This is a genomic window from Actinomyces bowdenii (assembly GCF_017592395.1).
Classification (GTDB): Bacteria; Actinomycetota; Actinomycetes; order Actinomycetales; family Actinomycetaceae; genus Actinomyces; species Actinomyces bowdenii.
Genome location: NZ_JAGFOU010000002.1, coordinates 115,539 through 141,679 on the forward strand (window position 1 = coordinate 115,539; position 26,141 = coordinate 141,679).

At 71.6% G+C, this 26,141-nt stretch carries 22 protein-coding genes and 1 tRNA gene; 17 read left to right on the forward strand and 6 right to left on the reverse strand.

Going from position 1 to position 26,141, the window contains the following annotated elements; all coding sequences use genetic code 11:
- The first annotated feature begins 285 nt into the window (after positions 1 to 285).
- The 4 genes from J5X07_RS01640 to lacZ all read left to right on the forward strand — a co-directional run bounded on the left by J5X07_RS01640 (position 286) and on the right by lacZ (position 6,907).
- Positions 286 to 1,593 (forward strand): ABC transporter substrate-binding protein, encoded by a 1,308-nt coding sequence (locus tag J5X07_RS01640; RefSeq protein WP_243896269.1) that lies wholly within the window; start codon positions 286 to 288, stop codon positions 1,591 to 1,593.
- Between the two features lie 238 nt (positions 1,594 to 1,831).
- Positions 1,832 to 2,713: a carbohydrate ABC transporter permease gene (locus tag J5X07_RS01645; protein ID WP_124932703.1), complete on the forward strand. Its 882-nt coding sequence runs from the start codon at positions 1,832 to 1,834 to the stop codon at positions 2,711 to 2,713.
- A gap of 16 nt (positions 2,714 to 2,729) precedes the next feature.
- Entirely contained in the window at positions 2,730 to 3,641 is a 912-nt protein-coding gene (locus J5X07_RS01650) for a carbohydrate ABC transporter permease (protein ID WP_243896270.1), read from the forward strand.
- A gap of 5 nt (positions 3,642 to 3,646) precedes the next feature.
- Positions 3,647 to 6,907, forward strand: a complete 3,261-nt coding sequence (gene lacZ, locus J5X07_RS01655; RefSeq protein ID WP_208478449.1) for a beta-galactosidase, LacZ type — start codon at positions 3,647 to 3,649, stop codon at positions 6,905 to 6,907.
- Positions 6,908 to 7,033: 126 nt separating this feature from the next.
- Here the strand turns inward: lacZ and J5X07_RS01660 are convergent, their stop codons facing one another.
- On the reverse strand, positions 7,034 to 7,702 hold the full coding sequence (locus J5X07_RS01660; RefSeq protein WP_124932701.1) for a potassium channel family protein: 669 nt from the start codon (positions 7,700 to 7,702) through the stop codon (positions 7,034 to 7,036).
- Positions 7,703 to 7,838: 136 nt separating this feature from the next.
- Positions 7,839 to 9,290, reverse strand: coding sequence for a TrkH family potassium uptake protein (locus J5X07_RS01665; protein ID WP_424924069.1), 1,452 nt, complete (start codon positions 9,288 to 9,290; stop codon positions 7,839 to 7,841).
- A 257-nt stretch (positions 9,291 to 9,547) separates the two neighbouring features.
- On the opposite strand from J5X07_RS01665, the gene J5X07_RS01670 reads away from it, so the two are divergent.
- The 5 genes from J5X07_RS01670 to J5X07_RS01690 all read left to right on the forward strand — a co-directional run bounded on the left by J5X07_RS01670 (position 9,548) and on the right by J5X07_RS01690 (position 13,943).
- On the forward strand, positions 9,548 to 9,790 hold the full coding sequence (locus J5X07_RS01670) for a helix-turn-helix domain-containing protein (RefSeq protein ID WP_124932699.1): 243 nt from the start codon (positions 9,548 to 9,550) through the stop codon (positions 9,788 to 9,790).
- A 140-nt stretch (positions 9,791 to 9,930) separates the two neighbouring features.
- The gene (locus J5X07_RS01675; protein ID WP_003792170.1) at positions 9,931 to 10,029 is read left to right on the forward strand and encodes a 30S ribosomal protein bS22; all 99 of its coding nucleotides are present in this window, start codon (positions 9,931 to 9,933) and stop codon (positions 10,027 to 10,029) included.
- 262 nt (positions 10,030 to 10,291) lie between these two features.
- The gene (locus J5X07_RS01680) at positions 10,292 to 11,509 is read left to right on the forward strand and encodes a UDP-N-acetylmuramate dehydrogenase (protein ID WP_424924072.1); all 1,218 of its coding nucleotides are present in this window, start codon (positions 10,292 to 10,294) and stop codon (positions 11,507 to 11,509) included.
- A 233-nt stretch (positions 11,510 to 11,742) separates the two neighbouring features.
- Positions 11,743 to 13,155 carry a hexose-6-phosphate:phosphate antiporter gene (gene uhpT / locus J5X07_RS01685; protein WP_208478452.1) on the forward strand — a complete coding sequence of 471 codons (1,413 nt, stop codon included), beginning with the start codon at positions 11,743 to 11,745 and terminating at the stop codon, positions 13,153 to 13,155.
- 8 nt (positions 13,156 to 13,163) lie between these two features.
- Complete coding sequence (locus J5X07_RS01690) at positions 13,164 to 13,943, forward strand: inositol monophosphatase family protein (protein ID WP_208478453.1); 780 nt, start codon at positions 13,164 to 13,166, stop codon at positions 13,941 to 13,943.
- 17 nt (positions 13,944 to 13,960) lie between these two features.
- Here J5X07_RS01690 and J5X07_RS01695 read toward each other — a convergent pair whose 3' ends face one another.
- Complete coding sequence (locus J5X07_RS01695; RefSeq protein WP_124932696.1) at positions 13,961 to 14,971, reverse strand: LacI family DNA-binding transcriptional regulator; 1,011 nt, start codon at positions 14,969 to 14,971, stop codon at positions 13,961 to 13,963.
- Positions 14,968 to 16,110: an adenosine deaminase gene (locus J5X07_RS01700; RefSeq protein WP_124932695.1), complete on the reverse strand. Its 1,143-nt coding sequence runs from the start codon at positions 16,108 to 16,110 to the stop codon at positions 14,968 to 14,970. The genes J5X07_RS01695 and J5X07_RS01700 overlap by 4 nt, the downstream gene beginning before the upstream one ends.
- Positions 16,111 to 16,291: 181 nt before the next feature.
- On the opposite strand from J5X07_RS01700, the gene J5X07_RS01705 reads away from it, so the two are divergent.
- The 3 genes from J5X07_RS01705 to J5X07_RS01715 all read left to right on the forward strand — a co-directional run bounded on the left by J5X07_RS01705 (position 16,292) and on the right by J5X07_RS01715 (position 20,766).
- The gene (locus tag J5X07_RS01705; protein ID WP_208478454.1) at positions 16,292 to 17,536 is read left to right on the forward strand and encodes a phosphotransferase; all 1,245 of its coding nucleotides are present in this window, start codon (positions 16,292 to 16,294) and stop codon (positions 17,534 to 17,536) included.
- A 273-nt stretch (positions 17,537 to 17,809) separates the two neighbouring features.
- Positions 17,810 to 19,249, forward strand: coding sequence for an alanine/glycine:cation symporter family protein (locus J5X07_RS01710; protein WP_341769372.1), 1,440 nt, complete (start codon positions 17,810 to 17,812; stop codon positions 19,247 to 19,249).
- Positions 19,250 to 19,437: 188 nt separating this feature from the next.
- Positions 19,438 to 20,766, forward strand: coding sequence for an MFS transporter (locus J5X07_RS01715; protein ID WP_341769368.1), 1,329 nt, complete (start codon positions 19,438 to 19,440; stop codon positions 20,764 to 20,766).
- Between the two features lie 142 nt (positions 20,767 to 20,908).
- Here J5X07_RS01715 and J5X07_RS01720 read toward each other — a convergent pair whose 3' ends face one another.
- Entirely contained in the window at positions 20,909 to 22,141 is a 1,233-nt protein-coding gene (locus J5X07_RS01720) for a pyridoxal phosphate-dependent aminotransferase (RefSeq protein WP_208478455.1), read from the reverse strand.
- Positions 22,129 to 23,133: a DUF4862 family protein gene (locus tag J5X07_RS01725; protein WP_208478456.1), complete on the reverse strand. Its 1,005-nt coding sequence runs from the start codon at positions 23,131 to 23,133 to the stop codon at positions 22,129 to 22,131. The genes J5X07_RS01720 and J5X07_RS01725 overlap by 13 nt, the downstream gene beginning before the upstream one ends.
- A 221-nt stretch (positions 23,134 to 23,354) precedes the next feature.
- Here J5X07_RS01725 and J5X07_RS01730 point away from each other — a divergent pair.
- The 5 genes from J5X07_RS01730 (at position 23,355) to rplA (ending at position 26,139) form a co-directional block, all read left to right on the forward strand.
- Positions 23,355 to 23,427, forward strand: a tRNA-Trp gene (locus tag J5X07_RS01730).
- Between the two features lie 97 nt (positions 23,428 to 23,524).
- Complete coding sequence (secE, locus tag J5X07_RS01735) at positions 23,525 to 23,755, forward strand: preprotein translocase subunit SecE (RefSeq protein ID WP_124932691.1); 231 nt, start codon at positions 23,525 to 23,527, stop codon at positions 23,753 to 23,755.
- A 98-nt stretch (positions 23,756 to 23,853) separates the two neighbouring features.
- Complete coding sequence (gene nusG / locus J5X07_RS01740) at positions 23,854 to 24,672, forward strand: transcription termination/antitermination protein NusG (RefSeq protein ID WP_208478457.1); 819 nt, start codon at positions 23,854 to 23,856, stop codon at positions 24,670 to 24,672.
- Between the two features lie 207 nt (positions 24,673 to 24,879).
- Positions 24,880 to 25,311 carry a 50S ribosomal protein L11 gene (gene rplK / locus J5X07_RS01745; protein WP_124932689.1) on the forward strand — a complete coding sequence of 144 codons (432 nt, stop codon included), beginning with the start codon at positions 24,880 to 24,882 and terminating at the stop codon, positions 25,309 to 25,311.
- A 138-nt stretch (positions 25,312 to 25,449) separates the two neighbouring features.
- Positions 25,450 to 26,139, forward strand: a complete 690-nt coding sequence (gene rplA, locus J5X07_RS01750; protein WP_124932688.1) for a 50S ribosomal protein L1 — start codon at positions 25,450 to 25,452, stop codon at positions 26,137 to 26,139.
- The last annotated feature ends 2 nt before the right edge of the window (positions 26,140 to 26,141 follow it).

The following is a 26,141-nucleotide window of genomic DNA, read 5'->3' on the forward strand; positions in this document are numbered from 1 at the left end:
GTCTCCTTGGTGTGTTAGCGTGAACATCACCACGAAACTTCAGCCGGCGATCGCCAGGCGATGAAGCGGGTGGTACTTTATGCAGATAAGAAGCTCCCTTCGAGCAGGATGACGCACCCCACGTCAGCATCCCGATGGCGCCGTCAGGGCAGGGCTGCCCTGAGGCCCCTCAGGCCCACGATGCGCGTCCCCGGCTCCGGGGTCTTCACCAACCCACCATGAAGGAGCGCGGGTACATCGGCGTACGCGCGCACTCCTCGGCATCACCTCAAGGAGGAGACCACCATGTCGATGCTGCTCTCACGCCGTTCCATCCTCGCCGGCTCCCTGGCGGCCGCCGCCGCGGCCGGCCTCGCCGCCTGCGGCGGCTCCGGGGGGTCCCAGGGCTCGTCGGGCAAGGACGGCAACACCCTGACCGTGTGGACCTGGGACCCCAACTTCAACATCTACGCGATGAAGGAGGCGGAGAAGATCTACAAGAAGGACCACCCGGACTTCAGCCTCAACATCGTGGAGATGTCCTGGGATGACATCCAGCAGAAGATCACCACCCTGGCCCAGAGCCAGAAGATCGACCAGCTGCCCGACATCTTCCTCATGCAGAACATGGCGGCGCAGAAGAACATCACCAACTACCCGGATGTGTTCTCCGACCTGGAGGGCTCGGGGATCGACTTCTCCCAGTTCCCCGAGTCGGTGGTCAACTTCTCCGTCGAGGACAAGGTCCACTACGCCCTGCCCTTCGACTCCGGCACCGCCGTGCTGGCGCTGCGCACCGACCTGCTGGAGCAGGCCGGGCTGAGCATCAAGGACTTCACCGGCATCACCTGGAGCAAGTTCATCGAGCTGGGCAAGACGGTGCTGGACAAGACCGGCAAGTCGATGCTCTCGGGGCGGGCCGGGGCCTCCGATCTCATCATGATGATGGTGCAGTCGGCGGGTGCCAGCATGTTCAACGAGGACGGCACCGTCAACATCAAGGACAACAAGGCCCTGCTCAAGGGCGCCGAGATCTACAAGGAGATGGTCGACTCCAAGGTCTTCCTCGAGGTCAATGCCGACGAGGAGTACATCAAGAGCTTCACCAGCGGACAGGTCGCCGGGGTCCTCAACGGCATCTGGATCTCCGGCTCCATCCAGGAGGCCAAGGATCAGTCCGGGAACTGGATGGTCACCAACATCCCCTCCCTGGACGGGGTCGACGGCGCCACCAACTACACCGCCAACGGCGGCTCGTCCTGGGTCATCTCCGCCAACGCCGACTACGAGCTGGCGGCCGATTTCCTGAAGTCCACCTTCGCGGGCTCCACCGAGTTCTATGACACGATCCTGCCCTCCTCCGGTGCCATCGCCAACTGGATCCCCGCCGGGGAGTCCAAGGTCTACCAGGAGCCGCTGGAGTTCTACGGCGGCCAGGCCGTCTACGCCGACGTCGTCGAGTACGGCACCAAGGTGCCCGCGGTGCACGTGGGGGTCTACCACTACGAGGCGCGCGACGCCGTCTCAGCGGCCCTGACCGAGATCGTCGGCGGCAAGGACCCGGCCACGGCGATGGCCGAGGCCCAGGAGACCGTCGAGTTCGCGATGGGCTGAGGCCGCGGGACGAGCTGATGTGACTCGGCCCTCCGCGCGCAGGGCTGGTGTCCGCGGCGGCCGGCGCCGGCCGCCACGGACACCAGCCCCGCCCCGGGGGCGAGGGCTCCCAGGTCCGCAGTGGTGAGAAGAAAGTAGGTTGCTCGTGTTGTCAGGATCCTCAGGATCGTTGAAGCTGTCGAAGGGGGTGCAGCGCCCAGGCGTGAAGGCGCCCGCTGCCGCATCCGCCTCCCGCGCGATGACATCGGAGAGGCGCCGCAGCCTGACCGGCTGGGCCTTCCTCCTGCCCGCCGCCCTGCTCATCGTGCTGATGAGCTTCTACCCCATGCTCCAGGCCTTCCTGCTGTCCTTGCAGACAGGCAAGGGCACGCGCCTGCGGTATGCCGAGCCCCTGTGGTCCAATTACTCGCGCCTCCTGTCCGACGAGCGCTTCCTGGAGACCGTCAGGAGCACCTTCCTCTACCTGCTGATCCAGGTGCCCATCATGCTGGCCCTGGCCCTGGTGCTGGCGGTCATCCTCAACGACCCCCACCTGCGCTTCAAGGGCCTGTGGCGCACAGCGATCTTCCTGCCCTGCGCGGTCTCCCTGGTCTCCTACTCCCTGGTGTTCCGCACCATCTTCGCCACGGACGGCTTCGTCAACGACATGCTGCTGGGCCTGCATCTCATCGACAGCCCCATCAACTGGCTGGGCCAGGCCGGCACGGCCCGCATCGTCATCATCCTGGGACTGCTGTGGCGGTGGACCGGCTACAACATGGTGTTCTTCCTGGCAGGCCTGCAGAACATCGACTACGCCACCATCGAGGCGGCCCGCATCGACGGCGCGGGCGCGTGGAAGACCTTCTGGTACGTCATCGTCCCCCAGCTCAAGCCCATGATCCTGCTGACAGCCATCATGTCGACCAACGGCACCCTCCAGCTCTTCGACGAGTCATGGAACCTCACCCTGGGAGGTCCGGGGAATGCCACGAAGACCATGTCCCACTACCTCTACGAGCTCTCCTTCCTCAAGAGCCCCAACATCGGCTACGCCTCGGCCATCTCCTATGTGATCCTCATCCTCGTCGCGGTCCTCGCGCTCATCCAGATGAAGGTCGGTGACAAGCGCGATGCCTGAGCCCAGGACAACAACCATGCCCGCCACAGCCATGCCCGCCACGACCACGCCCGCCGCGCCCGCCGCGCCAGGCCCCGCCAGGAGCAGGCGCGCGCGAGCAGTCCTGCTGCTCACGCGTCTGAGCGCCCGACTTCGCCGCGCAGCGATCTACGTGTTCCTGACCATCTGCTCGGTGGTCTCCGTCTTCCCCCTCTTCTTCATGGTGGTCTCGGCGACCAACACCAGCAACGACGTCCTGGCCTCCCGCCTGCTGCCCGGCAGCCACCTCATGGACAACCTCAGGTCCCTGGCGAGCACCACCAGCCTCGGGCCCGCCCTGGGCTACTCGGCGGCCATCGCCCTGGCGACCACCGTCCTGGCCCTGCTGGTGTGCTCCCTGGCGGGCTACGGCTTCGAGATCTACCACTCCAAGGCCAAGGACGCTGTGATGGCGGTGCTGCTGCTGGCCATGATGATCCCCTTCGCCGCCACGATGATCCCCCTGTTCCGCCTCTTCGCGGGCCTGGGGATGGTCAACTCCCTGTGGGCGGTGGTGGTCCCCGCGGTCTCCACCCCCTTCCTCATCCTGCTCTTCCGCCAGGCCTCGCGCTCCTTCCCCCATGAGGTCCTGGAGGCGGCGCGCCTGGACGGCCTGAGCGAGGTGGGGATCTTCCTGCGCATCTACGTGCCCACCATGAAGTCCACCTATGCCGCCGCAGCCGTGGTGACCTTCATGACCGCTTGGAACAACTTCCTGTGGCCGCGCATCATCCTGGTGGACAGCGATGTCCAGACCATGCCCCTGCTCATCTCCAACCTCTCCGCCGGATACGTCACCAACTACGGGGTGCTCATGCTCGCCGTGCTCCTGGCCTCCCTGCCCGCGATGGTCGTCTTCCTCGCCCTTCAGCGCTCCTTCGCCAACGGGATCATGGGGGCGCTGAAATGAGCCGGATGACACCAGTGGAGCAGCCGTCCCCCTCAGCGCCGTCAGCGCCGCAGGACGCCGGGGCGCCGGCGGCCGCGGGGCCCGGCTTCGACCCCGCCCGGCTCCACGACCCCGGGTTCTTCGCCGAGAACCGGCTCCCGACCCACTCCGACCACCTGTGGTACGCCGACTGGGACGAGGCCCGCCTGGGCGGCTCCAGCTTCCAGATCAGTCTGGACGGGGTGTGGAAGCTCAGCTGCGCCAAGAGCCCCGCCCTGGCGGTGGAGGGGTTCTGGGCCGACGACGTCGATGTGAGCCACTGGGACGACATCCCCGTGCCCGCCCACATCCAGCTCCACGGCTACGACCGCCCCCAGTACGTCAACACCCAGTACCCCTGGGACGGGCATGAGGCCCTGGCCCCCGGCCAGGCCCCCACCGGCTACAACCCGGTGGCCAGCTACGTCAAGGACATCGACCTGGGCGCGCTGCCCGAGGGCGAGCGCCTCATCCTGCGCCTGGAGGGCGCCGAGAGCGCCGTGGCCGTCTGGTTCAACGGGCAGTACATCGGCTACTCCACGGACTCCTTCACCCCCGCCGAGTTCGACCTGACCAGCACCGCCCGCCGGGGGCGCAACCGCCTGGCCCTGCGGGTCTTCAAGTGGTCCGCCGCATCCTGGTTGGAGGATCAGGACTTCTACCGGTTCTCCGGTCTCTTCCGCTCCGTGCTGCTGCGCCGCCTGCCCGCCGTGCACCTGGAGGACCTGCGGGTGCGCACCGAGCTGAGCCCGGACCTGGGCGCCGCCGTCGTGCGCCTGGACTACCGGCTGCGCGGCCGCGGCCGCGTGCGAGCCGTGCTCGACGGCGTCGGGGAGCTGGGCCCTGCGGGCGCGGCGGCCCCGGGGGCAGGGGCGGCCGAGGAGGTCCAGGAGGGCCGCGGTGCTCTGAGCATCACCGTGCCCGGCCCCTACCTGTGGAGCAGCGAGGATCCCCACCTGTACTCCCTCCTCATCGAGGTGCTCGATGAGGAGGGCGCCCTGGTCGAGGCCGTCCCCCACCGCGTGGGCATCCGCGGCGTGGCCATCGAGGACGGGATCCTCAAGGTCAACGGCAGGCGCGTCGTCCTCAAGGGCGTCAACCGCCACGAGTTCGGGCTCCAGGGCCGCGTCGTCGGCCGCGAGACCACCGAGGCCGACCTGGTGGCCCTCAAGCGCGCCAATGTCAATGCCATCCGCACCTCCCACTACCCCAACAGCACCTTCTTCTACGAGCTGTGCGACCGCTACGGCTTCTACGTCATCGACGAGGCGAATCTGGAGACGCACGGGGTATGGGATCTCATCGAGCGCGACGGGGAGCCGGTGTCCTCCTCGGTCCCGGGAGACCTCCCGCAGTGGCGCGGGGCCGTCCTGGACCGGGCCCGCTCCATGTACGAGCGCGACAAGAACCACCCCTCGATCATCATGTGGTCCTGCGGGAACGAGTCCTACGGCGGCACCAACCTGCGCGACATGGCCGACCTGCTGCGCAGCCTGGACACCAGGCCCGTGCACTACGAGGGCATCCACTGGGATCAGCGCTACCCGCAGACCTCCGACGTCATCAGCCAGATGTACACCCCGGCCGCCGAGGTCGAGGAGCAGATCCGCAACCGCACCGCCCCGGCGGAGCGGCCCGGCCCGGCCGGGGGGACGCCGGGGGCCCAGGACGCCAAGCCCTTCATCCTGTGCGAGTTCGCCCACGCCATGGGCAACTCCCTGGGCGCGGTGGACCGCTACCTGGACCTGGCCGAGCGCGAGCCCCGCTTCCAGGGCGGCTTCATCTGGGACTTCGCCGACCAGGCCATCGAGCTGCGCAGCTCCAGCGGGCGCACCTACCTCGGCTACGGCGGGGACTGCGGGGAGGCGCCGCATGACGGCGACTTCTGCGGCAACGGGATCCTCTTCGCCGACCGCACCCCCTCGCCCAAGGTGGCCGAGGTCGCCCATCTGTACCGCCCTCTGCTCACCGAGGTGGGCGAGGAGGGCTTCACGGTGGCCAACCGCCACCTGTTCACCGGATCAGGAGCCTTCGAGTGCGTGGTCCGCCTCGAGCGCGAGGGGATCCTGCTGGAGCGGGCCGTGGTGGACACCGACGTGCCGCCCGGGCAGTCCCGGTCCTACCCGCTGCCGCTGAGCCTGCCGCAGGAGGCGGGGGAGTACGCCCTGACGGTCTCCTTCCACCTGCGCCGGGCCACCACGTGGGCGCCGGCGGGCCATGAAATCGCCTGGGATCAGCGCGTGCTGACCCGTGGCCGGCAGGCGGGGCCGGCCGCCGGGAGCGGCGAGGCGGCGGACGGCGCTGCCGCGGCGCCATCGGCCTCCGGCGGCGCCCTGTGGCAGGTGTCGGCCCGCGCCCCCGAGCTCATCCGGGGAGGGCACAACATCGGGGTGCGGGGCGAGCACTTCGAGGCGCTCTTCTCCCGGCTCGCCGGGGGCCTGAGCTCCTACCGCTACGGCATGACCCCCGATGGCGGCAATGAGCTGCTGCGCTCGGTGGTGCGCCCCTGCTTCTGGCACGCGCCCACCGCCAATGAGCGGGGCTACAGCGGGCCCTTCCACGAGGGCCCCTGGCTCCTCGCCAGCCGCTACTCCCGGCCCGCGGGGGGCCAGGACCTGCCCAGGGTCCAGGAGGAGGCAGACGGCTCAGCGGTCACGGTCGCCTTCGACTACGAACTGGCGGGCCTGCCCGGCTCCACCTGCTCGATGTCCTACCGGGTGCTGGCCGACGGGACGGTGGAGGTCCTCCAGGTGCTCCGGCCCGCGGGCGAGGTGCCCGAGCTGCCCGAGTTCTCCACGCTCTTCGAGGTGCCCGGCTCCCTGGACCGCCTGACCTGGTACGGCGAGGGGCCTCAGGAGTGCTACGTCGACCGCCGTGGGGGCGTCCGCCTGGGCGTCTACCGGGCCGATGTCGCTGAGCAGCTGACCGCCTACCTCAAGCCCCAGGAGTCCGGCAACCGCACCGGGGTGCGCTGGGCGGAGGTGCGCGGACGGCGGGGCCTGGGCCTGCGCTTCGAGTGCGAGCCGGGTGCGCCCATGGAGCTGTCGGCCCTGCCCTGGACGCCCTACGAGGTGGAGAATGCCGCTCACGCCTTCGAGTTGCCGCCCTCGGAGCGCACCGTCATCCGCCCCGCCCTCATGCGGCGCGGTGTGGCCGGGGACGACTCCTGGGGCGCCCGGCCCCACCCCGAGTTCCGCCTGCCCGCGGGGCGCCTGGAGCTGCGCTACTCCTTCCGGGGCCTGCTGTAGGCGGCATTCGCCCCGGCATCCTCCGTCCCGGCCCTCGCCGTCGAGCCCGCGCCTCTGGGCCCCGGATCGACGGCGAGGCCGCGGGAGGGCGGCACGAGCGGAGGCTGCCGGGCTCGGCGGCCCGGGTCAGGCCCGGTTGGCGAAGCGCTCCAGCAGGGCGGCGTCGCCCCCGACCACCAGGATGTCATCGGGGGCGATGAGCGTGTCCGGGGTGGCGTACTCGAAGGGCTCGCCGGGGCTCATGAGGCCCACCACCGTCACCCCGTAGCGCGAGCGGATCTTGGACTGGCCGATGGTGAAGCCGTGCAGCTCCGAGCGCGGGCGCATCTTGACGATGGTGAAGCCGCCCTTCTCCATCTCGATGTAGTCCAGCATCCGCCCCGAGACCAGGTGGGCGGCGCGCTGGCCGGCGTCGAACTCCGGGTAGACGACGTGCTGGGCGCCGATGCGCCGCAGGATGCGCCCGTGGGCCCGGGAGATGGCCTTGGCCCAGATCTGCGGGGTCCCCAGGTCCACGAGGTTGCCGGTGATGAGCACGGAGGCCTCCAGCGAGGTGGCCACGCCGACCACGGCGGTGCCGAAGTCGGTGGCGCCCAGCTGCTCCAGGGCCTCGGCGTCGGTGGCGTCGGCCTCGACCAGGGGGATGCGCCCGGTCCACTGGCGCACGGTGGCGGGATTGGTCTCCACGGCCAGGACCTCGCGGCCCAGGCGGTCCAGGGTGGCGGCCACGGCCGAGCCGAAGCGGCCCAGGCCGATGACGAGGGTGGAGTCGTTGTGGGCGGAGCGGTCTGGCATGGGTTCGCGGCGTCCTCGCGGTGGCGGTGGTGGCAGCCATGCATGGATCCGGCCGGGGCGTCCGCGCCCGGCCGGGCCCGGCTGGGCCCGGTCGGGTACACGGTAGCCCTCTGCGCCGTCCGGGTGCCAGTGGGCCTCAGCCGATGAGCGGGCTCTCCTCGGGCATGCGGATGACTCGCCGGCGGTCGCGCAGGGCCAGTGCCGAGGCGGCGGTCATGGTGCCCACGCGCCCGACGAACATGAGCGCCACCATGACGTACTTCGCGCTCTCGGGCAGGATCGGGGTGATGCCCGTGGACAGCCCCACGGTGGCGAAGGCGGAGATCACCTCGAACAGGACCCGGTCCAGGGTCAGGTGGGTGATCTGGAGCAGCACCAGGGTGGCGATGCCGATGATGGACACGCCGATGAAGGCGACCGCCACGCTCACCCTCACGGTCGAGGGCGGGATCCGGCGGCCGAAGGCCTCGATGTCCTCATCGCCCCGGGCCTCGGCCAGGATCGCCAGGACCAGCACGGCGAAGGTGGTGACCTTGATGCCCCCGGCGGTCGAGGCGGTGCCCCCGCCCACGAACATGAGGACGTCCTGGAGCAGCCAGGTGGTCTCGTGCATGTGCTCGGGGGCGATGAGGGACAGCCCTGAGGAGCGGGCATTGACCCCGTTGACCAGGGCCGTCAGCAGCTTGCCGCTGGTGGGCAGGGACCCGTAGGTGCGCGCATTGCCCCACTCCAGGGCCGCGATGGCGACCGCTGAGACGAGGCTGAGGCTGAGGTAGGTGGTCAGGGTGATCTTGGTGTGCAGGCTCCAGGCCCGGGGCCTGCGCCGGTGGCCGGCCACGTCGAGGATGACGGGGAAGCCCACCGCGCCCACGATGGTGCCCAGGACGATGGGCAGGCCCATCCACCAGTCCGAGGCGTAGGGGGCCAGTCCCTCGGGCATGACCACGAATCCCGCATTGTTGAAGATGGACAGGGCCATGAACAGCGAGTACCACAGCGCATGGCCCGGATCCAGGCCGCTGATGAGGAAGCGCGGCAGCAGCGCGACCATGAGCACCAGCTGGCACCCCACCGAGGTGTAGATGACCGCGCGCAGCAGGGAGGCCACATCCCCCAGGCGCGACTGGTTCTCCTGGGCCGCCAGCATCCGCTGGGTCAGGCCCACGTGGCGGGAGACCACCAGGGAGAGCAGGGAGGCGATGGTCATGATCCCCAGGCCGCCCACCGCGGCCCCCAGGATGATGACGGCCTGGCCGAAGGGCGACCAGTAGGTCGCGGTGTCCACCGTGGTCAGTCCGGTGACGCAGACGGCGGAGGTCGCTGTGAACAGGGCGTCGACGAGCTCGGCCCTCTGCCCGGAGGCGGTGGCCACCGGCAGGCTCAGCAGGCCCGTGACCACGGCGATGATCCCGGCGAAGACGGCGACGGCCAGGCGCGAGGGGGTGAAGCGGGCGGCCTGGGCGACTCGCTTGAGCGAGACGAGCCGGCGCAGCCGGCTCAGCAGCTCGCGCAGCACGGAGGGCTGCTGAGAGCTCCGTCCCGCCCTGGTGCTGCGGGGCGCGTCGGGTTCCTGGGGCACACCGGCCATTGTTGCCGACTGGCCGCCCCCGGTCATCTCAGCGCGCCGGTGGGGGCGGTGCCGCCCCGAGCGCGCCACCGCGATGAGGCCGGGGCTCCTGGTGCTCCAGTGCCGCTCGTGGCTGTGGTTGCCTTGGTTGCCCCAGTGTGAGATGCGACGCGCGTGATTGATGTGAGTGCGAAACCCTGTGCCGCGCTGCCGGCTCGGGATATATTGGCTGTGTTCCTGCCCCCAGTGGGCGCCCTCGACGATGGGACTCAAGAGTCATGGCACCGGGTCTGCCCTCATCCTCCAGCGCCTCCGGCGCCCCCTCCTTCCTCACCGTTGCCGAGGTGGCCGGGATGCTGCGCGTCTCGAAGATGACCGTCTACCGCATGGTGCACTCCGGCGACCTGCCCGCGATGCAGGTCGGGCGCTCCTTCCGGGTCCCGGAGAGGGCCGTCCAGGAGTACCTGGCCGCCGGGCTTGGTGATTGGGGCCACGAGAAGTCGGAGGCATCGGGGTCCTAGGACCCGCTAGACTCGCCCGGTCACCCGTGTGGTCGGCTGTGAGTCGTCACGCGCCGACCAATCGCCCCAAGGCGCCCGCCGGTCGATCCCCGGCCCCGGCGGACCCGGTGGGCACGACCAGCGAACTGCAAGGAGATCTCATGGGATCCGTGATCAAGAAGCGCCGCAAGCGCATGGCCAAGAAGAAGCACCGCAAGCTGCTTCGCAAGACCCGCCACCAGCGTCGCAACAAGAAGTGACGATCACGCGCCCGTGATCGGCGAGGGCCTCGTCCGCGCAGGACGGGGCCCTGTGCGTCTGCGTGCCCGCGGTGCGCCAGCAGCGCCGGGCCCCGGGCGCCCTCGTCCCGCGGGGCGCGGCCGAGTCGCCGGCGCCCCCATCCCCGTGACCGTCACCATTCAGCAGCGCCCGATGCCCGAGGAGAGCCCTATGACACAGCCCAGCCGCGCAGCCCGCGACGAGTCCGCCGGCCCGGTGCCCGACAGCGCGGATGCGTGCCTGATGCCGTTGAGCGCCGCGGATGGCGGTGAGCAGGAGGCCTGGCCCGCCCCGGTCAGCGCCCTGGCCCGGCCGCTGGGGGGCCCGGCGCCCACCACCCTGGCCGAGATGACGACCCTGCGCGTGGGCGGGCCCATCGGCGAGTACGTGGAGGCCGCCACCGAGGCTGAGCTCATCGACGCCGTGCGGAGCGCCGACGAGGCGGGCACCCCCCTGCTGGTCATCGGAGGGGGCTCCAACATCCTGGCCTCCGATGCGGGCTTCGAGGGCCTCGTCGTGCGCGATGCCCGTCAGGAGGTGCGGACCGACTCCGACAGCGCCTGCGGAGGCGTTGAGCTCACCGCGACGGCGGGCACCACCTGGGACGACCTGGTGCGCCGGGCCATCGCCTCCCACTGGGCGGGCTTCGCCCCCCTGTCCGGCATCCCCGGCACCGTGGGCGCCGCCCCGGTGCAGAACATCGGCGCCTATGGCGCCGAGGTCTCCGAGCTCCTGGCCTTCGTGCGGGCCTGGGACCGGCTGACCGGCCGCAGCGTCCACCTGCCCCTGGGCAGCCTGCACCTGTCCTACCGGGACTCCGACCTCAAGCGCTCCTTGACCGACGCCGAGGTCGGCGGCGGGCGCCTGTGGGGCCCCACCGGCCGCTGGGTGGTCCTGGAGGTCGGCTTCCATGTGCGCCAGGCCTCCCTGTCGGCGCCCATCGCCTACAGCCAGCTCGCCGAGGCCCTCGGCGTCGGGCTCGGGGACCGTGTCCCGGCCGTGCGGGTGCGTGAGGCGGTCCTGGAGCTGCGCCGCTCCAAGGGCATGGTCCTGGACGACGCCGACCGCGACACCTGGTCCGCGGGCTCCTTCTTCACCAACCCGATCCTCACCGAGGAGCAGGCCGCCGCCCTGCCCGAGCGGGCCCCCCGCTTCCCCGTCGCCGATCACTCCAAGGTGGTCCTGGGCACCCGGGCCGCCCCCGTCATCGAGGGGCTGGTCAAGACCAGTGCCGCCTGGCTCATCGACCAGGCGGGATTCCCCAAGGGCTTCTCCCTGGGCGCCGCCGGCTCCCAGGGCCGGACGCCCGCCTCGCTGTCCACCAAGCACGTCCTGGCGCTGACCAACCGCGGCGGGGCCCGGGCCGCGGATATCGCCGCGCTGCGCGACGCCATCGTGGCCGGGGTCCGGGAGCGCTACGGCGTGACCCTGGTGCCCGAGCCCGTGCACGTGGGCTGGTAGGGCGGCGGTCCCGGCCCACCGCGAGCCACGCCCGGCGGCCCCGCCCTTTGCGGGCGGGGCCGGGCGCGAGCCCCGCCTCCGATCCGCAGGGATCGTCACAGCCGCATCCATCCGAACGCAAACGATTGCGCTGATGCAAACGATTGTGTACCGTGATGCGCGCCATCACCGCCGTCCCGGGGCCGTGCCGCCGGGACGGCCCCCATCCCTTCTGAACCACAACGAGGTGGATCATGAACAACAGCAGTGGTCCTTTCGGGATCAGCGCCAAGCCGCTGGGGCGGATCCCCCTCCAGATCCAGCGCAAGCGCTGGATCTGGGAGTTCCTCAAGACCTACTCCGTCCTCATCATCGCCTACGGGGGCTTCTACCTCCTGCGCACCAACTTCAAATCGGCCCAGCCCTTCCTCGTGGAGCAGGCGGGTCTGACCACCACCCAGCTGGGAGCCATCGGCTTCGGCTTCTCCCTGACCTACGGCTTCGGCGGCCTGGTGCTCGGCTTCTTCATCGACGGGCGCAACACCAAGAGGGTCGTGGCCGCCCTGCTCCTCGCCTCGGGCCTGACCTCGATCCTCATCGGGGTGGTGCTGGCGGCCGGGGGCAGCCCGTACGGGTGGATGATCCTCCTGTGGTCCCTCAACGGACTGTTCCAGGCACCCGGGGGGCCGTGCTGCAACTCCACGATGAACCGCTGGACGCCGCGCCGCCTGCGCGGGCGCTTCATCGGCTGGTGGAACTCCTCCCACAACCTGGGCGCCATGATCGCCGGCGCGCTGGCCCTGTGGGGCGCCAACACCCTGTTCAACGGCTCGGTCGTCGGCATGTTCATCGTGCCCGCCATCGTGGCCATCCCCATCGGCATCTGGGGGTACTTCTTCGGCAAGGACGATCCGGTGGAGCTGGGCTGGAGCACGCCCGAGGAGATCTTCGAGGAGCCCCAGGCCAAGGCCGACGTCGTCACCGAGGACATCTCCAAGGGGCGCATCCTCATGGACTACGTGGTGAGGAACCCCGCCGTGTGGTTCCTGTGCATCGCCAATGTCGCCGCCTACTGCGTGCGCATCGGCATCGACAACTGGAACGTCCTCTACACCCACGACGTCCTGGGCTTCTCCGACTACGTCGCGGTCAACTCCACCATCGCCCTGGAGCTCGGCGGCCTGGCCGGCTCCCTGCTGTGGGGCTACGCCTCGGACAGGATGGGCGGACGGAGGGCCCTGGCCGCCGCCATCGGCATCGCCCTGGTCATCATCCCCATCTGGGTCTACTCCCAGGCCACCACCCCGACCCTGGTCTACGTCTCCCTGTTCCTCATCGGCTTCCTCATCTTCGGACCCGTGACGCTCATCGGCATCTGCGTCATCGGCTTCGCCCCCAAGACCGCCACCGTCGTGGTCAATGCCGTGCCCCGGGCCTTCGGGTACGTCTTCGGCGACTCGATGGCCAAGGTCCTCCTGGGTCGGATCGCCGACCCCACCAAGGACGGCGTGCACATCCTGGGCCACACCCTGCACGGCTGGGGATCGACCTTCACGGTGCTCATCGTCTCGGCCCTGGTGGGCCTGGCCTGCCTCATCGTCGTCGCGCTGCTGGAGGAGCGCCTCATCCGCGGTGACCGCGCCTTCTCCCAGGGCGGGGAGGCATGATGGGCGGCATGGCACTGCGCAGTGATCCCGACGGGCTCCTGGCCCTGGCGGTCGACGTCGTCCGGGAGGCCGCCGCCATGGCCCTCCACCCGGGCCAGGACCTCGAGGTCAGCACCAAGTCGGACCGCAACGACCTGGTCACCGCCGTGGACCGGCGCATCGAGGAGCACGTGGCCGCCCGCCTGAAGGGCACCGGCTACGGCCTGCTGGGGGAGGAGGGGCACGGCGTGGACACCTGGCAGGGCCGGGTGTGGGTCCTCGACCCCATCGACGGGACGATGAACTTCGTCCAGACCCACCGGGACTACGCGGTCAGCCTGGCCCTGTGCGAGGACGGGGCCCCGGTGCTCGGCGTGGTCATGGATGTCGTGGCCGGCCGCTGCTACACTGCCGTGCGCGCGGGCGGCGCGTGCTGCGACGGCGAGCCCCTGAGCCCCGTCGTCGATGACCGCGGCTACCGCGACGCCGTCCTCATCACCGATCTCAAGGAGATGCGGGCCCTGCCGCGCCTGGCCCGGTGCCTGGAGGAGTCCCGCGGGCATCGGCGCTACGGCTCGGCGGCCCTGGAGTGCGTGGAGGTCGCGGCGGGCCGCGCCGGGGCCTTCGTGCACATGTGGGTCTCGCCCTGGGACATCGCGGCGGCCGGCCTCATCTGCTCCGAGCTCGGGGTGCGCGTCACCCGACTGGACGGCACGCCCCTGGACCTGCGGTGGAAGGGCTCCGTGCTCGCGGCGCCCCCGACCATCCACGACCAGCTCCTGCACCGGCTCATGATCGACCCCCGGTAGTCCGGGCGCAGGAGTCCTCAGCGGCGCGCCGGGCCGGTGGAGGAGCGGGGGACCAGGGCGGTGCCCACGGTTCGGCTCACCGGTTCACGGGCCTCGGACTCGACCCGGGCCCCGGCCAGCTCCACCGCCAGGCGCGCCACATCGGCTGGGCTGCGGTCGATGGAGGTCAGGTCGAAGGCCGCTGAGGCCGCCAGCCGGGAGTTGTCGACGCCCGCCACCGACAGGTCCGCCCCCGGCCGCAGCCCGGCGCGCAGTGCGGCGATGATCACCCCCTGGGCGCACTGGTCGTTGTAGCAGACCACCGCCGTGCACGGCTCCCGGCCGGGTGCCGGGCGCAGGAGCCCGGCCCGGTCCAGCAGCGGCGTGAGAGCGGCCAGCCCTGAGTCGACGTCTGCCCCGCCCGGCACGATGTGGAAGGCCAGCCCGGCCCTCCCGGCCGCCTCCTGGAAGGCCCGGCGCCTGGCATCGGCGGAGACGCCGGGGGTGGAGTCGATGTAGACCGCCCGGCGGTGGCCCAGGCCCCTGAGGTGGTCGACGAGCTGGGCCATGCCCTCGGAGTTGTCGCTGGTGACCAGGTCCGAGGCGGCCACGGGCCGCTGCTGGCCGATGGTCACCGCCCCCTCCAGGAGGGCGGGCTCCGCCTGCGCGACGGTCGCCGGGTCGATGATGATGAGGGTCTGGCAGCGCAGGCGGAGCAGGTTGTCGATGGCCTCGCCGGCGCCGCGCAGCGGCCCGACGCTCTCGGTGACCAGCCGCAGGCCGTGGGCCTCGGCCTGGGCCAGGAGGTGATCGCGGTAGACGACGTGGAGCTCCTGGTCCAGGCGGCACAGCAGCCCCAGCACGCGGGGGCGCGGGGTGCGGAGCAGGGCGCCGATCGGGTCGGCCTGATAGCCCAGGCGCCGTGCCACCGCCCCGACCCGGCGCCGGGTGGGCTCGCTGATCTGCGGGCTGCCGGCCAGGGCCCGGGAGACCGTGGACACGGAGTACCCCGTGGCCTCGGCGACATCCTTGAGCGTGGGGCGCCTCATCGGCTCGGCGCCTCCGGCCGCCCGGAGCCCCGCTGATCGGCCTCCCTGCGGCCGGCTGCGGGCCCATCCCCGCGGTCGCGAGCCCCGCCAGGCGCGCCATCCCCGGTCGCCGATGAGGCGGGATCGGGTCCCGCCAGCCAGTCCTCGACCTGGGCCAGCCACTGCTGCTTGGACCGCGGTGAGGCCAGTGAGGCGCGGATCGAGCCGCGCGCCAGCTCGGCCAGGGCCGCGTCGTCGCAGCCCAGGGAGCGGGCGATCTCGTACTGGTCGACCAGCCGGGACTGGAAGAGCAGCGGGTCATCGGCGCCCAGGGCCACCTGCGCCCCGTGGGCCAGCAGCGCCGGCAGGGGCACCTCCTGCGCGCAGGGGTAGACGCCGAGGCCCACATTGGAGGCGGGGCACACCTCCAGGCTGATGCCCCGGTCGACCACCTCCTCCAGCAGCGCGGGGTCCTCGCCGGTGCGCACCCCGTGGCCCAGGCGGGTGGGGCCCAGGGCGCGGACCACCTCGCGCACATGCTCGGGTCCCAGCAGCTCCCCGCCGTGGGGCACGCAGGCCAGCCCGCCGCGGCGGGCGATCGCGAAGGCCGGGCCCCAGGAGGCCGTCTGCCCGGCGCGCTCGTCATTGGACAGCCCGAAGCCGACGACGCGGCCCGGGCTGTCCCCGGCGTAGCGCACCGCGAGGCGGGCCAGGGTGCGCCCGTCCAGGGGGTGGCGCATGCGGGAGGCCGCCACGATGACCGCCACCTCCACGCCCGTGAGGGCGGTGGCCTGGTCGGCGGCGTCCAGGATGATCTCCAGGGCCGGGGTGATGCCGCCCACGAAAGGGGCGTAGCTGGTGGGATCCACCTGCATCTCCAGGCGGCGCGAGCCCTCGGCCGCGTCGTCCATGGCGGCCTCCAGGACCAGGCGCCGCATGGTCTCCTCGCTGCGCACCAGGGCGCGGGCGGTGTCGTAGGCGCGCTGGAAGCGGAACCAGCCCCGCCGGTCGGCCGGGACGCGCAGGGGGTCCCCGTCCAGGAGGCTGGCGGGCAGGCGCGTGCGCGTGGCGGTGGCGAGCTCGACCAGCGTCTCCAGGCGCATGGACCCCGTGAAGTGCAGGTGCAGGTGCGCCTTGGGCAGGGCGGCGAGATCGCGCATGGAGGGGATTGTTCCATGAACGGCCCCCGGCGCCGGCGGCGCGACCCGCGGGCCGGACTCGTGGCCCGGAGCGGCCCAGAGCCCCTGGGGCCGGTGCGGATCCGGGCCGCGCCTCCTCCCGGGGCCACTGATTCCACGGCGAGTCGTGGTCTCAGCGCACACGGTGGGGCAGACTTGAGGCATGAACCACTCGTCGGCCACGCATGAGCCGGAGGAGGTCGCCCTGCTCACCGGGCCCCGCGCCGCCTCTGTGCTCTCGGCGGCATTGGCGCCCTCCGGTCAGGGACTGGCCAGCTGGGAGGTCCACTCGGTCCACCACCGCCCCGGCGCGGGGGTCTCCGTGGGCTACACCGCCGTCGTCGTCTCCGGGGGGCGCTCGACCACCGAGTACCTGTGCGCGACCACCGCCCGCCTGTCCAATCCCGGAGCGCCCGGGCTCACCCGCGTGGCGCCCACGGGGGGCGACGGGCCAGTGGTCCATGTGTGGCGCCACCCGGCCGACCCCGAGCTGCCGGGACTGGCCGTGGCCTGCACCCCGGCGCTGCTCTCGGCCCGCATCGGAACCCAGATCAAGGCCACGATGGTGGCCTACCGCCCCACCCGCCGGGCAGTGGTGCGCGCCACCTTCCCGGATAAGACCACCGCCTACGCCAAGGTCCTGCGCCCCACGCAGGCGGCCGGCTTCGCCCAGCGCCACCGCATGCTCACCGCTGCGGGCGTGCCCGCCCCGGAGGTGCTGCGGGAGGACTCCGACGGCCTGGTGCTCATCTCGGCCGGCTCCGGCGCCGTCCTGTCCGGCCTGCTGTCCCAGGGGATGGAGGTCGACCGGGCCGAGCGGGTGTTCAACGGCCTGATCTCCCTGCTGGACTCCCTGCCCCGCAGCGCCCTCCAGCTGCCCGTCCACCCCGCCTGGTCCGACCGGGCGCGCCACTACGCGCATGCCGCCGCCACCGTCCTGCCCCAGAGCGCGGTGCGCGCCCGAGCCGTGGCCGACGGCGTCGAGCAGCTGATGAAGAGCTCGCACACCGGGCCGCTGGTCCCCGTCCACGGGGACTTCTACGAGGCCAACATCCTCATGGAGGGGGAGAAGGTCACCTGCCTGCTGGATGTGGACTCCCTGGGGCCGGGCTACCGGGTCGACGACCTGGCCTGCCTGCTGGGGCATATCAGTGTCCTGGACCACCTGGCGCCCTCCTCCTACCCGCGCCTGCGCCCCATCCTGGAGACCTGGACCCGGATGGCCGAGGCCCTCGTGGACCCCGTGGCCCTGCGCGCCCGCTGCGCCGGAGTGGTCCTGTCCCTGGTGGCGGGCGCCCGGCGGGAGGACGGCGGGCCGTGGCGGGCCGACGCCGAGGGCCGCCTGGCGCGCGCCGAGTCCTGGCTGGCCCAGGGCCGCGAGATCCTGGCCCGCCGCGGCCCCCACTGATCGCCGTCCCGGCTGCGCATCCTCACGGGCCCCGGCCAGCGGGCCGGCCCCCCTCCGCCACGCTCTGCCATGCTCTGTCATGGCGCCGTCACACGCTCAGGACCTAGCCTTCTGCCGAGCCCGGTGCCCGGCCGGGCGGGAAGGCCAGTCATGCTCCATCCCCCTGCCCCAGCCGTCCTTTCCGGCCCCCTCGGGCCCGTCAGCGCCTCCCCGGTGCCGGCACTGCCCGGGCCCGCCGCGTCCGACGGCCTGATCGGCGCGCCCTCCACGGCCCTGCCCGCCTCGGCTGGAGCGGCCGGCGGCATCGAGTCCGTCCTCAACGCCGTCAGCGCCTTCATCTGGGGCCCGTGGTTCCTCATCCCCCTGCTCCTGGGCACCGGCATGGTGCTCACGGTGCGCCTGCGGGGCCTGCAGCTGCGCAAGCTCGGGCCGGCGCTGCGCTTCGCCCTCCTCGACCGCCAGGACGGGGAGAGGGACACCGCCGAGGGCGACATCTCCCACTACCAGGCCCTGACGACGGCACTGGCGGCCACGGTCGGCGTGGGCAACATCATCGGCGTGGCCACGGCCATCCACCTGGGCGGCCCGGGGGCCCTGCTCTGGATGTGGGTCACGGCGCTGTTCGGCATGGCCTCGAAGTACGCCGAGGCCTTCCTGGCGGTGCGCTTCCGCACCACCGATGCTCACGGCAGGCAGTCCGGCGGCCCCCAGTACTACCTGCGCCACGCCATCAAGGGCCGCGCGGGGCGCCTCCTATCCGTGCTCTTCGCCGTGGCCGCCATCCTGGCCTCCTTCGGGATCGGCTCGACCACCCAGTCCAATGCGGTGGCCGCGCAGCTGTCCCACTCCTTCGGCTGGGACCCGGCCCTGGTGGGGATCCTGCTGGCCATCGCCGTCGGCGCGGTGCTCCTGGGCGGCATCAGCGCCATCGGCACCGTGACGGCCGCCTTCGTGCCCATGATGATCGTCTTCTACGTCACGGGATGCCTCTACATCCTGGCGGTCAACGCCGGCTCCATCCCCCACGCCCTGGGGATGGTCCTCCAGGGGGCCTTCACCGGCTCGGGGGCGGCGGGCGGATTCCTGGGCTCCACGGTGCTCATGGCCGTCCAGTACGGGGTGGCCCGGGGCATCTTCTCCAACGAGTCGGGCATGGGGTCGGCGGCCATCGCCGCGGCGGCGGCCAAGACCAGGCACCCGACCCGTCAGGGCCTGGTGTCCATGACCCAGACCTTCATCGACACCATCATCGTGGTCACCTGCACCGGCCTGGTCATCCTGACCACCGGCAGCTGGACGGGCGGCAACCCCGACACCATGACCGCGGAGGCCTTCAGCAACGGCCTGCCCGGCCAGTGGGGGCACTACATCGTCTCGGTGGCCCTGGTCTTCCTGGCCTCCTCCACGATCCTGGGGTGGGCCTACTACGCCGAGCGCTGCGTGGTCAGGCTCGTGGGGGTGCACGGGGTGCTGCCCTTCCGCCTCGTGTTCACCATGGCCGTCTTCATCGGCTCGGTGACGAGCCTGGACGCGGTGTGGGCCTTCGCCGACATCGCCAACGGGCTCATGGCCGTGCCCAATCTCATCGGCCTGCTCGTCCTGTCGGGCCTCATCGTCCGCGAGACCGGCGACTACCTGGCCCAGGACCCCCACCTGCGCCGGCCGGGGGGCGAGTTCACCTCCGTGCCGACGCCGGCGGCCCAGGAGCCCTGAGCCCCGATACCGGTGGCGGGTCCCCGCTCCCGGTGACCATCGGCGGATTCCCCCGTCTCGGGGCGGGGATACGGGCTATGGTGGTGTGGTCCTCGCGACACGGCTCCTGTGCCAGACCGCCCAGCCGCCTGAGGCGCGCCCAGCGCACGGCGGGAGCGCCGTCGCCGCTTGCCGAGAGAAGGTGCGCCGTGACCGCTCAACGCCCTGTGCCCGCCGCTGATCCCGGGATGCCCGCCGAAGCGCCTCACCACGAGGCGCCGGGCGCCTACCGGGTCCTGACCATGTCCACCATCGCCTTCACCCTCATGTTCGCGGTGTGGCTGATGTTCGGCATCCTGGGCAAGCCGATCCAGAAGGAGTTCGGCCTCGACGCCGTCCAGCTGTCCTGGATCAGCGCCGTGGCCGTGCTCAACGGCTCCATGTGGCGCCTGCCCGCGGGCATCCTGGCCGACCGCTACGGGGGCAGGATCGTCATGACGGCCATGATGGCGCTGGGGGCCGTGGCCTGCGTGCTGGTCTCCCTGGCCACCAGCTACGCCATGCTGCTGGTGCTGGCCTTCTGCGTGGGGGTGGTGGGCAACTCCTTCTCCAGCGGCATCGCCTGGAACTCCGCCTGGTTCTCCGAGCGGCACAAGGGCCTGGCCCTGGGGGTCTTCGGGGCGGGCAATGTGGGCGCCTCGGTCACCAAGCTCATCGGCCCGGGCATCATCGCCGCCACCGCGGGGTCCACCTACCTGCTGGGCATCCGGGGCGGGTGGCGCCTCATCCCCATGGTCTACGCGGTGCTCCTGGTCGTGTGCGCGGTGGCCCTGTGGCTCATCACCCCCAGCCCGGACCGCAAGCCCGGCCGCTCCACCCCGGTGCGCGTCATGCTCCGGCCCATGTCGGATATCCGCGTGTGGCGCTTCAGCCTCTACTACGTCATCGTCTTCGGCGCCTACGTGGCCTACTCGGCGATCCTGCCCGGCTACTACCTGGACGCCTACGGGGTGTCGCTGGGCACCGCCGGCCTGCTGACGGCCTCCTTCATCTTCCCCGCCTCCCTGCTGCGGCCCCTGGGCGGGTGGGTCTCCGACCGGTGGGGCGCGCGGGCCGCCATGTACGGCACCTTCCTCATCATCGGGGCGGTGCTCACCGTCCTGTGCCTGCCCTCGGGCGTCGATGAGAACGGCAGGGCCTACGGGCTGCCCCTGTGGCTGGTGGTGCTCCTCATCTTCCTGGTGGGCTGCTCCATGGGCATCGGCAAGGCCGCGGTCTACAAGCACATCCCCACCTACTTCCCCGGCAATGTCGGCTCCGTGGGCGGCCTGGTGGGCATGCTCGGCGGCCTGGGCGGGTTCTTCCTGCCCCCGGCCTTCGCCTACATCGAGGACCTGACCGGCCTGACCTCCACGCCCTTCATCGTGCTGACCCTCATCACCGGGCTCACCCTCATCTGGATGCACCTGGTCATCACCCGCATGAGGCGCGAGCAGCCGCAGGCCGACCTCATCGAGGTCCCCGCAGCCGGCCGCTGAGGCCTCCGGGCCTGCCACGGGGCACGGTGCCCCGGGTGCGCTGGGGCCCGTGGCGTCGCGCGCCCGCGGGCAGGCGCCTGGGAACGCGCCCCTGCCGCCCGCGCAGGGCGGCAGGGGCGCGCATGCGGGGCGGGCTGCCCGGCTACTCGACCTCGGCCAGCAGGGACTGGATGCGGCCGACGCCCTCGGCCAGGTCCTCGTCGCCCAGGGCGTAGGACAGGCGCAGGAAGCCGGAGGGGCCGAAGGCCTCACCGGGGACGACCGCCACCTCGGCGTGCTCCAGGATCAGCCCCGCCAGGGTGGCCGAGGAGTCGATCCCGGTGCCGCGCAGGCGGCGCCCCAGGAGGGCCTCCATGCTGGGGTAGGCGTAGAAGGCGCCCTGGGGGACCGGGACGGTCAGGCCCTCGATGGCGGTGAGCATCTCGACCATGGTGCGGCGGCGGCGGTCGAAGGCCGAGCGCATCTCCTCCACGGCGGACAGGTCCCCGGCCACGGCCGCCAGCGCGGCGCGCTGGGAGACGTTGGCGACGTTGCTGGTCAGGTGGGACTGGAAGTTGGTGGCCGCCTTGATGACGTCGCCGGGGCCGATCATCCAGCCCACGCGCCAGCCGGTCATGGCGTAGGTCTTGGCCACGCCGTTGAGCACGATGGCCTGGTCGGCCAGCTCGGGGACGAGGGCGACGATATGGGCGGGGGCGGCGCCGTCGTACAGGAGGTGCTCGTAGATCTCGTCGGTGATGACCCAGATGCCGTGCTCCAGCGCCCACTGCCCGATGGCACTCAGCTCGGCGGGGGTGTGGACGCTGCCGGTGGGGTTGGAGGGGGAGCACACGAGCAGGGCCTTGGTGCGCTCGGTGCGGGCGGCCTCGAGCTGGTCGACCGTGACCTTGTAGTCCTGCTCGGCCCCGGCGAAGACCTCCACGGTGGTGCCCCCCGCCAGGGCGATGGCCTCGGGGTAGGTGGTCCAGTAGGGGGTGGGCAGCAGCACCTCGTCGCCGGGATCGACGATGGCGGCGAAGGCCTGGAAGACGGCCTGCTTGCCGCCGTTGGTCACCAGGATGCCCTCGGGGGAGACCTCGTAGCCCGAGTCCCTCAGGGTCTTGGCGGCGATGGCCTCGCGCAGGGCCGGAAGGCCCTTGGCGGGGGAGTACTTGTGGTTGGCGGGGTCCTTGGCGGCCTCGACGGCGGCTGCGACGATGTAGTCGGGGGTGGCGAAGTCGGGCTCCCCGGCACCGAAGCCGATGACCGGGCGGCCGGCGGCCTTGAGGGCCTTGGCCTTGGCGTCCACGGCGAGGGTGGCGGAGGGGGCGATGGCGGACAGGCGGGCGGAGACGCGGCTCTTGGGCGCGGTGCTGGCTGTGCTCACGGCTCCCATGGTCCCACACCGGTGGCCTGGAGGATGCGGGTGAGCATGGCCGCCCGCGTGGGCAGGTCCGCATCGGCGGGCACCTGGCACTTGGCGCCCAGGTAGCGGGCGGCGGGCGCCGCGGCCTGGGGCCCGACGGCGGCCAGGGCGCACTCGCGCACGTGCGCGGCGCTCATCACCGACCCGGGCTCGTCGGCCTCCAGGGGCAGGTGGCCGTCCATCCAGGCCTTGGCGTAGGGCGTGTCCACCGGGCCGGCCCCCGAGAAGGTCACCCCCTCCAGGACCCCGGCGGCCCGGGCGGCGCGCACATGCTCCAGGGGGGCGGAGGCGTCGTGGGCCTCCAGGGCGCTGCGCCCCCAGTTCAGGCTCATGCGCACCCCGGGATGGTCCAGCTCGCGCAGCACCTCGAGCTCCTCGGCCAGGGTCAGCATCCGCTTCTCCCCGCGGTCGTCGCCGACGTAGGCGTCGCAGTGCTCCACCAGCAGCAGCGCCCCGCCCCAGTCCCAGTCGGCCACCTCGGCCAGGGACTCCCCGAAGGCCTCCGCCACGTGAGCCACCCCCGGCGCCCCCGAGGGCGCCGAGTGCAGCTCGACCCCGGCGACGACGTCGCGCCCGGCCGCCTCCCGCAGGGCCTCGACGCCGTCGCGCACGGCACGGGTGAAGGCCAGGGCCTCGGCCCGCCCGCCCCGGTCGGTGGAGGCCAGGCCGAACGTGGCGGTGGCCCACACGCGCATCATGGTCCCGGGGATGGCGGTGACGATATTGCGGTCCCAGGCGGGGGCGAGCCGGGCCGCCAGCCAGTCGATGCCGGCGGGGCCGGCCAGGTCGTCGCGGAAGGGCAGCTCCAGGCCCCGCACCGCGGGCAGGGCGGCCAGCAGCCGGTAGTACTCCTCGACCTCCTCCTGCCTGCTGGGCAGGGAGGCGTAGGCGCCCAGGACGGCGATCGGGCCCGGTGAGGGGGCGGTGCCTGCGGTGTCAGTGGGACTGCCGGTGGGGGTCATGCTCTCCTCCTTGAGCGCGATGGGTGCGAGACGGGTGCGATGGGACCGGAGGTGCTGCCGGGACCGGCGGGCCGCCAGGGGCGCCGCTGGTGATGGGCGACGTCGTCGCAGCCCCACCGAAGCATCAGACATCAGATGATACGCCACCGGTGACGTGTCGCAGCCCACGGCGGCGGGTTGCCCCGGATGCCCGTCCGTATGGCAGACTAGGGCACCGCTGAAGGGCAGTGGCGCAATTGGTAGCGCACCGGTCTCCAAAACCGGCGGTTGTGGGTTCGAGTCCCGCCTGCCCTGCTGAGAACGGCGGATCTGTCGGGGGATCCCGTCGACTCCGTCCTCTCGCCCGCATGCGGGCACTGATCGAGATGTATGACCCTGAGGACCGACATTCATGAGCGAGAGCGCCGCGAGCACACCCACGAAGAAGAGTCGCGGCTTCTTCGGGCGCATTGCGCTGTTCATCCGCCAGGTCATCGACGAGCTGCGCAAGGTCGTCTGGCCCACCCGCTCCGAGCTGGGGACCTACTTCGTCGTCGTGGTCGTCTTCATCCTCGCCATCATGCTGTTCACCGGCGTGCTGGACTTCGTCTTCAACCGCGCTGTCACGTGGATCTTCGCCTGAGCGCGGACCGGGCTGCCCACCAGCAGCCTCCCGGGCACACCTGACATACTCAAGGGTCTTGCCCCGCCCGCATCGAGCCACCGGAAAGCAGGTACACCATGTCAGAGGACACCTCCGCCCAGCCCTTCGCCGAGGATGCTCAGGGCGTCGAGCCGGTGGCGAGCGCCGACTCCGCCGAGGGTGCGCAGCAGGCCGCCGCCCCGCAGGCCGGTGAGCCGTCTGAGGCCGCCGGGGCCCCCGAGGCCGCCGAGCAGGAGGCGCCCGCGGTCGATCCCCTGGAGGAGTTCCGCAAGCAGATGTCCGCCCTGCCCGGGGAGTGGTACGTGCTGCACACCTACTCCGGCTACGAGCGCCGGGTGGCCACCGACATCATGACCCGCGCCGAGAACTTCGAGGTCGAGGACTACGTCTTCGATGCCACGGTCCCCATGGAGACCGTCATCGAGATCAAGAACGGGTCCAAGAAGAAGGAGGTCTCCCGTGTGCGCATCCCCGGCTACGTCTTCGTGCGCATGGACCTGGATGACCCGGAGACCTCCGACCGCGTGTGGCGCACCATCAAGGACACCCCCGCCGTCACCGGCTTCGTCGGCGACCGCTACAACCCGGTTCCCCTGACCTTCGAGGAGGCCGTCTCCCAGCTCGGCCCCACCCCCGAGGAGGTCGCCGCCAAGCAGGCCGAGGCCCAGGCCGCCCCCGAGTCCGGCTCGGGCACCCAGATCGCCGCCGACGGCAAGGTCTTCGAGGTGGCTTTCGAGGTGGGCGAGTCCGTCATCGTCACCGACGGCCCCTTCGAGACGCTTCCCGCCACGATCGCCGAGATCCACCCCGAGACCCAGAAGCTCCAGGTGCTCATCTCCCTGTTCGGCCGCGACACCCCCGCCGAGCTCTCCTTCACCCAGGTCGCCAAGATCTGAGGCGCCCCGAGCCCCGGCGGCGCCCCCTCGTGGGCGCGGCCGCGGCAGGGCGGGAGCCGAGGATCACAGCGCGGCTCCTGTGAAACCGCGCACCGAGCGCCCTGAGGAGTCCCGGGCGGGGCTACGATGGGCGCTTGTGCGTGCCCACGCATGCATACGCTGCACGGCAGGCGTGCAGCATCTTCCGGACACGATAAGGACCCCACTATGGCCCCCAAGAAGAAGGTCGCCGGGCTGATCAAGCTCCAGATCCAGGCCGGCCAGGCCAACCCCGCCCCGCCGATCGGCCCCGCCCTGGGTGCCCAGGGCGTGAACATCATGGAGTTCTGCAAGGCGTACAACGCTGCCACCGAGTCGCAGCGCGGCAACGTCATCCCCGTGGAGATCACCGTCTACGAGGACCGCTCCTTCACCTTCATCACCAAGACCCCGCCGGCCGCCGAGCTCATCAAGAAGGCCGCGGGCATCTCCAAGGGCTCCGCCACCCCGCACAGCGCCAAGGTGGCCTCCCTGAGCGCCGACCAGATCCGCGAGATCGCCGAGTCCAAGATGCCCGACCTCAACGCCAACGACGTCGAGGCCGCCGCCAGGATCATCGCCGGCACCGCCCGCTCCATGGGCATCACCGTCGAGGCCTGAGGCGCCCCGATCACCTGTCGAGGCGCCCGAGGGCGGCTCGGCGCGCGGGCCCCGGGCCCGCCGCACCCACCGATGTCATGAACCACCCGTGGTAGGGCCCAGCGCGGCCCGCCAACCACGACTGCTAAGGAGAAGCAGATGACCAAGCGCAGCAAGGCCTACCGCGCCGCCGCTGAGAAGATCCAGTCCGGAATCCTCTACACGCCGGCCGAGGCCGTCCACCTGGCCAAGGGGACCACCGTCACGAAGTTCGACTCCACCGTGGACGTCGTCTTCCGCCTGGGTGTGGACCCCCGCAAGGCCGACCAGATGGTCCGAGGCACCGTGTCCCTGCCGCACGGCACCGGTAAGACCGCCCGCGTCGTCGTCTTCGCCCAGGGCGAGCGCGCCCAGCAGGCGCTGGACGCCGGGGCCGACGAGGTCGGCGGCGACGAGCTCATCGAGAAGGTCGCCGCCGGCTACACGGACTTCGACGCCGCCGTGGCCACCCCCGACCTCATGGGCAAGGTCGGCCGCCTGGGCCGCGTCCTGGGCCCCCGCGGCCTCATGCCCAACCCCAAGACCGGCACCGTGACCATGGACGTGGCCAAGGCCGTCACCGACATCAAGGGCGGGCGCATCGAGTTCCGCGTGGACCGCGCCGCCAACCTCCACTTCATCATCGGCAAGGCCGGCTTCACCGAGGAGCAGCTGCTGGACAACTTCCAGGCCGCCCTCGATGAGGTCCTGCGCCTCAAGCCCTCGACCTCCAAGGGCCGCTACATCCTCAAGGCCACCATGAGCACCACCATGGGCCCGGGCATCCCGATGGATGTCGCCAAGGCCTGAGG